Genomic DNA, 8,501 nt, shown 5'->3' on the forward strand with positions numbered 1-8,501 from the left:
AGCAACGCCCAACATCCTGACCGTTACCCCGGAGGCACACGGAACTCCGGCGCCTCGCGCCTCCAGGCCAAGGATGCGCTTCACCCCCGCCCCAAAGGGCGGAGCACCGCGCAAGATCAGAGGTAGATGATTGTGCAGTTGCGGGCGAGTTACCGGTACAGGTCCAGTGATGGGCGTTTTGGATCAACCTGCCCTGCCCGTACGGCAGGTGAGTTCTCGGGGCGTTACAGGATGAATGGCAGGCTTCGGATCATCAGGCCGAGGCCGACGAGGAGGACGAGCGCGGCTGTCAGAAGCGTGGTGTAGGGAGCGATGCGGCGCAGACGGGCGAGCAGCGGGCGGTCGGCGAGCTTGGCCGCGCGACCACCGAGCCGCACCAGGAGGAGACCGAGGGCGGTCAGGGTGGCCGCCATGCCGAGGCCGTATGCCAGGACGAGGGTGGCTCCGAAGATGGTCCGGCCCAGGGCAATGGCGCCGAGGAGGACAACCAGGGCTGAGGGGCTGGGTACCAGTCCGCCGGCCACTCCGAGGCCGACCAGGCCGCGGTTGGTGAATGACTGGGCCTCGGCAGCGGGTGACGCATGGGTGTGGTGGTGTCCGAACAGGCCGTGGCGGTGCGGCTGTCCGGGCACGTGGTCGTGGGCGCGGCTGTGTGCGTGCGCATGGCCGTCAGAGCCGTGCGCCTGGAGGGCTGGCCCGGTCGCGCCGACGAGCGCGGTCTGCGGCGCGTCGGCTGGCCCAGCGTTGGAGGGGGAGGTGCGCAGGCTTCGGCGGGAGCGGCGTGTGGCGTTGGTGAGCAGGGCCGCCCCGACGGCGGTCACCAGGGCGCCGCTGATGACTCCGAGCCAGTTCAGCACGGTGTCGCCCGCCAGTGAGGAGAAGGTGGTGAGGCAGAGGCCGATGACCAGGACTCCGGCGGTGTGGGTGATGGTGACGGTGGCGCCGACCGTGACGGCGTCGCGGGTGCTGCCGCGTCTGCCGGCGAGGTAGGCGGCCATGACGGTTTTTCCATGGCCGGGCAGCAGTGCGTGGCCGGCGCCGAGGACGACGGACAGGAGTACCGCCAGGAGCCCGACCGGGACGGTGAGGCGTTCGGCGCCGGCGAGCGACGTCAGGTGCTGGGACAGCGCGTCGACGCGGCCGGTCAGACCGTCGCTGGAATCCGGTCTGGACGCCGCGCGGCCGACGTTCGAGGCCCCGTCGCCCGCGACGGCGGTGAACTCCGCGCGGGTGTCGCCGCGCGGAGTGGCGAGGAGTTCGCGTGGGTAGTTGCGGAGTTCGCCGGTGGGGGAGGTGTCCGGGACGGTGGAGTGCTGCAGATGGGTCGCTACGCCTTTCGCGGTGATCTCGTTCCATCCGACTCGGGTCCGGTCCGCGCCGGTGTCGACCCGCAGCGTTACTGGACCCTGTGTCAGGTCCAGCGGGGCGCGCAGGTGGCATTCGAGCCGACTGGTGTGCAGGCCGGCCTGTCCGGGCTGCTCGGCGTACGTGGCCGAGCCGACGGCCCAGTTCAGCCGTCCGGGGGTGGTGACCGCGAGCTTCCCGGCTGTTTCCGCGCACCGGGCGGTGGCCCAGGCGGCGCGTTCGGTGGCGCTCTGGGTGCCGTCGCCGTTGCTGTCGACGCGCGTCGTTGCCTGGAGGGTGGGGATCTCTGCGGTGTCGGTGACCGCGAGGACGTCCACGCGGTCCGGGCGCAGGGTGAATCCGGTGTAGTGGTTGACCGAGAAGTTGCCCAGCGGATGGGCCTGGGCGGCGGGTGCGGCCGCGCCGAGCAGCCACAGGATGGCGCCAGCCGAGGCCGCAATCCGCCATGCGAGCGGGCGGTTGGTCATGGAGCGCCTCCCGGGGCGGCGAGGTGAGCTGTGCGTACGTGTCGCCGCCACATCCCTGGAGGGATGCCAAGGTCGCTGGGCGGCATCCGTGGGCTGCCTGCTGTTTGAGGACAACGCCATGACTCATGACCGTTTTTGCCACTCCTGCATCGCTCGGGGCGGATTTACCACTCGCACGGCTCATAACGAGCACCGGACTGCCTCATGGCACGTCTCGCAACCTGGGATTGCCAGTCGCAGGCGGCGGCTCGCAGGCGTGTGCCGGGGCGCACCCGAACAGGGCGGCCGCCCCCCATATGACCCATGTGCTTCTGCCCAAATGTCCTACCTGCCCATACATTGCAGTAAGGAGCCCGTGCTCTGATGCTCTCGCCCCGCGGATGAAAGACGAGTGCCGATGACCACCACCGCGCCCCCCACCCCGTCCTCCGCAGCCTCTTCCTCTCTGCTGGCCCGCCTCTCGCAGGGCATGTCCCGGTCCGAATGGCGCCGGCTGGCCGGCATGGGCGCCTTCATCGCAGCCCTGCACATCATCGGCTGGTTCACCCTCGTGGCCGTGGTGGCGCCCGGTCACTACAGCGCGGGCGGACAGTCCTTCGGCTTGGGCATCGGCGTCACGGCATATGCGCTAGGGATGCGGCACGCCTTCGACGCCGATCACATCGCGGCCATCGACAACACCACCCGTAAACTCATGGGCCAAGGGCAGCGGCCGCTGTCCGTCGGCTTCTGGTTCTCCCTCGGCCACTCCAGCATCGTCTTCGGCCTTACCCTCCTGTTGTCCTTTGGGGTGAAGTCTCTGGCCGGGCCGCTCCAAGACGACTCCTCCAGCCTGCACGCGGTCACCAGCCTGATCGGTACGGCGGTGTCGGGGACGTTTCTCTATGTCATCGCTGCCATCAATCTCGTCGTGCTGGGCGGGATCTGGAAGGTGATGCGGAAGATGCGCGCCGGGCGCCTGGACGAGCAGGCCCTGGAGGAGCAGCTCGACAAGCGCGGCCTGATGAACCGCCTGCTTGGCCGGGTCATGAAGTCGATCGACAAGCCGTGGCAGATGTATCCCGTGGGCCTGCTGTTCGGTCTGGGGTTCGACACCGCCAGCGAGGTCGCACTCCTGGTCCTTGCCGGCTCGGGAGCCGGGAGTGGCCTGCCCTGGTACGCCATTTTGTGCCTGCCGGTGCTGTTCGCCGCGGGCATGTGCCTGCTGGACACCATCGACGGCTCGTTCATGAACTTCGCGTACGGATGGGCCTTCTCCAATCCTGTGCGCAAGATCTACTACAACCTCACCATCACCGGGCTGTCTGTGGCGGTCGCCCTGGTCATCGGCACCGTCGAACTCCTCGCCCTGCTGGCAGACAAGCTCGCCCTGCGCGGCGGCTTCTGGTCTTGGATCGCGCACCTGGACCTCAACACGGTCGGCTTCGTGGTCGTGGGCCTGTTTGCCGCGGCCTGGGCCTGCGCGCTTCTGGTGTGGAAGTTCGGGCACATCGAGCAAAGGTGGACAACCGGCTTGCTCCCCGCCCAGGAGGCTGATCACTGACCAGCCGGCGCATCTGACGCGCTCATCGTCCTGGGCGCGGAGTCGGCCACCCGGTCGATGCCCGCTGGTTCATGACGTCCACGTTCGGCCCAGAAGAGTTGCCGCCGTTTCCATTTCGTGATGCCTTATCAGTAGCTTAAGCCGCATAACGGATTAATTGGTGAACGGCTGCTCCGGGTGATAGGCGCAGTCCGCGAGGCCCCGTTGAAGGCTGGAGCGTCCGCCGCCCTTTGCCGCTCCGCCCCGTATCCACCGGGGCGGAGCGGCTCTCACCGAACGGATGGCCCATGCAGTTCTCCCGTCTGACCCGTCGAAAGCTCCCAGCCCGCTCAGCCGAACGCGCTCTCGCCGCCCTCGGCACGCTCTCCTTGCTGAGCGCCGCCGCCCTCACGGGCCTCGCTCCCACGGTCAGCTCCGCCTCCAGCCACCGCGAGGCACCGCTGACCGCGGGCGATCCGAAGGCCGACAACACCGATGTCTACGCCTTCACCAGCCCCGACAACCCCGACACCGTGACCCTGGTGGCGAACTGGATCCCGTTCCAGGAGCCCAACGGCGGCCCGAACTTCTACCCCTTCGCCAACGACGCCCGCTACAACATCAAGATCGACAGCGACGGCGACGGCAAGGCTGACACCACCTACACGTGGACGTTCACCGACCACATCCGCGACGACGCGAATCAGTTCCTCTACAACACCGGCGTCGTCAAATCCCTGGACGACCCGAACCTGAATTTCCGCCAGACCTACCGGCTGACCGCAACGGACGGCCACGGCAACACCAAGACCCTGGTCAAGGACGCGCCCGCGGCGCCCTCCAATGTCGGCAAGGCGTCCATGCCCGATTACGCCTCACTGCGTAAGCAGGCCATCGTGTCCCTGCCGGAGGGCGGTCAGACCTACGCCGGCCAGGCGGCCGACCCGTTCTTCCTGGACCTGCGGGTGTTCGACCTGCTCTACGGCGGAAACCTCAAGGAGAGCGGTCACAACACGCTCGCCGGCTACAACGTCAACACCATCGCCCTCCAGGTGCCCAAGAAGGACCTGGCCCTCAAGGGCGACGCCACCCGCAACCCGGTGATCGGGGTGTGGTCGACCACCGACCGCAAGGGTGCTGCCGTCACCGGATCGGCGAGCAAGGGCAACGAGAGCTCCGAGGCCGGGCAAGCCGATGGCAAGGGCGGCCCGCCCGCGCCCGACACCGGCGGCAAGGACGGCTGGCACCAGGTCTCCCGGCTTGGGAACCCGCTGGTCAACGAGGTGGTCGTCCCGCTGAAGTACAAGGACGCCTTCAACACGCTCAACCCGGACCAGGACCACACGATCACCCCTGTCGTGGACAAGGTCAAGGACCCGATCGTGCCCAAGCTCGTCCAGAGCATCTATGGCATTCCCGCCCCCGCCGCTCCCCGCAACGACCTGGTCGAGATCTTCCTCACCGGCGTCTGCAAGGCCTGCGGCCCCATCAAGGCGGACCTCAACTCCCAGCTGCTGAACGCCGACGTCGACAAGACGAAGTTCACCCCCGCTGAAGAGCTGCGGCTGAACATGGCCGTCCCCACCTCAGCCAACCCCAACCGCCTCGGAGTACTCGGCCAGGACCTGGCGGGCTTCCCCAACGGCCGCCGGCTCAACGACGACGTCGTCGACATCGAGCTCCAGGCCCTCGAAGGCGCCGCGCAGACCGGCAAGATCGTGCCCGCTCTGGCCGCAGGCGACGGCGTCGACACCCCCTACCGGCAGCCCGGCGGCTCCTTCCCGTACGTGGCGCTGCCCAACACCGCCTCCGTCAACCAGGCCGACTCCCTCCATCCCGACGGCGGCGTCGGTGCGGGATTCGGTGGCACCGCCTTCGGCGGAGGCTTCCCCGTCCTGCCCGCCACCGCGGTGGGCGGCGGCGCGCTGCTGGCCTGCGCAGGAGTCATGGCCCTGCGCCGCCGGCGCACCACCCGCGCATGACCGACCCTTCCACGGCAGGTCGCCCGCCCTCCGCACCGGGGGGCGGGCGACCGCCGCGCACCCGCCGGTTTCCTCCCGGGCGTTCGTGCCCGTTGGCCGCGGCCCTGGCGGTGGCGACCGGCATGGCCCTGGCCGCCGCCGGCACCACCGCGCTGATCACCTCCCCTGTGCGCCCCCCGGCCCACCTGGACATCGGCACCTTGCCGGTATCCCAAGCCGCAGGGCCCCACGACTCCACGGCCGCTCCGGCCGCGCCGCCTGTACGCATCCGCATCGCCCACATCGCACTGGATGAGTCCCTCGCCGGTCTTCAAGTCCAGCAGGACGGCCACCTCGGCGTACCCGAAAACCCCCACCAGGTCGGCTGGTGGAGCGGCGGCCCCCGCCCAGGGGACCCGGGCGCCGCGATCATCATCGGCCACGTCGACTCACGCACCGGCCCCGCCGCCTTCTACCGTCTGCCCGAACTGCGTCCGGGAGACGAGATATCCATCGACCGCGCCGACCGTTCCCGCGCCGACTTCACCGTCCGTGCACTGCGCCAATTCGACAAGGACGACTTCCCGGATGACCAGGTCTATGCCACTACAGGTTCCCCTTCGCTCCGCCTGATCACCTGCGGCGGTGCCTACGACAGCGCACTGGGTGGATACCGGGACAACCTCGTGGTGTACGCCACTCTCGCCGCCGAACACCCACCGCACACCTCGCCCTCGCCCATCACCACCCACCGGAGCGGGAATTGACCATCTCCTTCCGCCGGCCCCCGGCGCGCCGACGTACCCTACTGTCCGCCGCCTTCACCACCGTCCTTGGTGCCGGGGTGTTTTTCGCCGGTGGCCTGGGCCTGGCCCCCTGGACCCCGGCGCCAACCGGCCACGGAGCGGCCCAAGCCACCCAGGCGGGCAGAGCAGCCGCCGGAACCGACCCGCTGTCCGCGGACATCACGGGCCTCCAGAGCCACCTCAAGCAGACACCGCACGACGCGGTCGCCCTGGGCACGCTCGGGCTGGACTACGTGCAACAGGCGAAAGCCACCGCCGACCCGACGTACTACCCCAAAGCCGAATCCGTCCTCCAGCACTCACTGGCACTGGACCGGGCGGACAACTTCACCGCGATGGGAGGCATGGCCGCCCTGGAAGCCGGCCGCCACAACTTCACCCAGGCCCTGAACTGGGCCCAGCAGGCCGTCGCCGTCAACCCGTACAACTCCTCCCTGTACGGCACCCTCGCCGACGCCTACACCCAGCTCGGCCGCTACTCCGAAGCCGCTGACGCGGTGCAGCGCATGGTCGACCTCAAACCCGGGACTCCGTCACTGGCCCGCGCCTCCTACATGGCAGAACTGCGCGGCGACACCGACACCGCCCGCACCGACATGCGCCGAGCCCTGAAGGATGCCGGCACCCAGGCGGACCAGGCATTCGCCCACTACTACCTCGGCGAACTCGCCTTCAACAACGGGGACCCCACCACCGCACTCGCCGAGGCCAATGCCGGGCTGCGCATCGCCCCCGCCTACACCGCACTGCTCCAGAGCAAGGCCAAGGCCGAGGCAGCTCTGGGTAACACCAAAGCCGCAATCGCCGACTACACCCAAGCCGTGCAGCGCGTTCCCCAGCCCGAGTACGTCCTCCAACTCGGTGAGCTCTACCAGTCCCTCGGCCGCACCAAGGAAGCCGACCAGCAGTACCAGGTCTTCCGCGCCGAGCAGAAACTCTTCACCGCCAACGGTGTCACCCCCGACTCCGATGCCGCCCTCTTCGAAGCCGACCACGGCGACCCCCAACAAGCCCTGACCATCGCCCGACAAGGCCTGACCAGCCGTCCCTTCCTCGACACCCACGACGCCCTGGCCTGGGCACTACACGTCAACGGCCACGACCGTGAAGCCCTCGCCGAATCGGACCAGTCCCTCGCCCAAGGCACACGCAACGCCCTCTTTCACTACCACCACGCGATGATTCAACAGTCTCTCGGCGACAACACCTCCGCCCGAACCGAACTCACGCAAGCCCTCGCCATCAACCCCCACTTCAACCCCCTGCTGAGCCCACGGGCGACTGCATTCCTTGCCCCCTGACGTCATCGGGTGGCGGCAGCAGCATTTCGCCCCGGCACCACTTCCTGGGGCGAGATCGCCTCTGGCCGGCGTCCCGCCTGCGCGAACCGTCGCCCGGCGGAGAACAGCGTGCATACAGGAGATACCTGTCAGTCTGCAGTACATCCACGAGATCCAACGGCGTGTGCGTCGAGTCCGCCCCAGCCCCGGTACGAGCCAACTCGGCGCCCGTGCCGGGGCGGAGCCATCTCGCCGGCGGAATGAAGTTGGTGGTCACCATGACAGGACGTTCGACCCCGAGATCTACCGGATCGTCCTCTTCGACCAGCGAGACTGCGGTGAGAGCCCGCCACACGCCTCCGACCCGAGCGTCAGTCTGGAACACACCACCACCGAGCAGACGACTCGGGTCACACGGGCGGTCCCACGATGCGGGACGCGATCCATGAAGCGACTGGAGCGGTTCGCAAAGAACGGGCGCTGACCAGCTCCGCATCTTGTGGTTCCTTGGCGAAGAAGAGAGCCGAAGAAGACCGACGGCACCATCGCGGAAGCCCCGTCCGACATCGACCGGAGCGCTGTGTACAGAATAGAGCACCCATCCCGCCCCTTCCACGACCTGGCAGTAGCTTCGTTGACGTCCTCCCCGGGTCTGTACAGCGAACGGTGGAACTCGGTCGGTTGATTTCTAGCGGCGTCCGGCGGTGAGCCGGCCGTCGAATGCCATGTCGAAGGCTTGGAGTGCGGCCTTCCATCGCATGGTCCAGCGTTTACGCCCGGCGCCGGTGGGATCCAGGCTCATGACGGCCAGGTACACGCATTTGAGGGCGGCCTGGTCGTTCGGGAAGTGACCACGGGCCCGGACTGCCTTGCGGATGCGGGCGTTGACGCTCTCGATCGCGTTGGTCGTGCACACGATCTTGCGGATCTCCACGTCGAACTGGAGGAAGGGGACGAACTCCGCCCACGCCGATTCCCAGAGGACACGGCAGAGTGCCCCTCTTCGTGACGTTCCTGCAGATTCGCTGCTGGTGACGCACCCCTTCCACCCGTTGTCCGGTCGCAGGGTGCGAGTGTGCCGGACCGTGCACCGGTCGGGC

Annotated in this window: 6 protein-coding genes and 1 pseudogene; 5 read left to right on the forward strand and 2 right to left on the reverse strand. The window is 68.4% G+C overall.

Annotated features, from left to right (window positions below):
• Positions 1 to 224: 224 nt before the first annotated feature.
• Positions 225 to 1,832: a HoxN/HupN/NixA family nickel/cobalt transporter gene (locus QMK24_RS39895; protein WP_283471798.1), complete on the reverse strand. Its 1,608-nt coding sequence runs from the start codon at positions 1,830 to 1,832 to the stop codon at positions 225 to 227.
• 397 nt (positions 1,833 to 2,229) lie between these two features.
• On the opposite strand from QMK24_RS39895, the gene nicT reads away from it, so the two are divergent.
• The 5 genes and pseudogenes from nicT to QMK24_RS39920 all read left to right on the forward strand — a co-directional run.
• Positions 2,230 to 3,375 (forward strand): Nickel transporter NicT, encoded by a 1,146-nt coding sequence (gene nicT, locus QMK24_RS39900; RefSeq protein WP_283471799.1) that lies wholly within the window; start codon positions 2,230 to 2,232, stop codon positions 3,373 to 3,375.
• A 287-nt stretch (positions 3,376 to 3,662) separates the two neighbouring features.
• Positions 3,663 to 5,336: a DUF4331 domain-containing protein gene (locus QMK24_RS39905; protein ID WP_283471800.1), complete on the forward strand. Its 1,674-nt coding sequence runs from the start codon at positions 3,663 to 3,665 to the stop codon at positions 5,334 to 5,336.
• 92 nt (positions 5,337 to 5,428) lie between these two features.
• Positions 5,429 to 6,082, forward strand: a complete 654-nt coding sequence (locus QMK24_RS39910; RefSeq protein WP_283471801.1) for a class F sortase — start codon at positions 5,429 to 5,431, stop codon at positions 6,080 to 6,082.
• A complete protein-coding gene (locus QMK24_RS39915) occupies positions 6,079 to 7,422 on the forward strand; it encodes a tetratricopeptide repeat protein (protein WP_283471802.1) in 1,344 nt (447 codons plus the stop codon). The genes QMK24_RS39910 and QMK24_RS39915 overlap by 4 nt, the downstream gene beginning before the upstream one ends.
• Before the next feature lie 262 nt (positions 7,423 to 7,684).
• Positions 7,685 to 7,798 (forward strand): annotated as a pseudogene (locus QMK24_RS39920) (prolyl aminopeptidase); the annotation flags it as partial.
• A gap of 291 nt (positions 7,799 to 8,089) precedes the next feature.
• Here the strand turns inward: QMK24_RS39920 and QMK24_RS39925 are convergent.
• The coding region (locus QMK24_RS39925) for a transposase (protein ID WP_283471803.1) at positions 8,090 to 8,501 on the reverse strand (412 nt) is incomplete at its 5' end.

The sequence above is a fragment of the Streptomyces sp. PH10-H1 genome (assembly GCF_030063355.1).
Lineage (GTDB): Bacteria > Actinomycetota > Actinomycetes > Streptomycetales > Streptomycetaceae > Actinacidiphila.

Excerpts from the sequence above, each read along its gene's own strand:
- QMK24_RS39895 (WP_283471798.1), bottom strand. The coding sequence starts at position 1,832 with ATGACCAACCGCCCGCTCGCATGGCGGATTGCGGCCTCGGCTGGCGCC.
- nicT (WP_283471799.1), top strand. The coding sequence starts at position 2,230 with ATGACCACCACCGCGCCCCCCACCCCGTCCTCCGCAGCCTCTTCCTCT.
- QMK24_RS39905 (WP_283471800.1), top strand. The coding sequence starts at position 3,663 with ATGCAGTTCTCCCGTCTGACCCGTCGAAAGCTCCCAGCCCGCTCAGCC.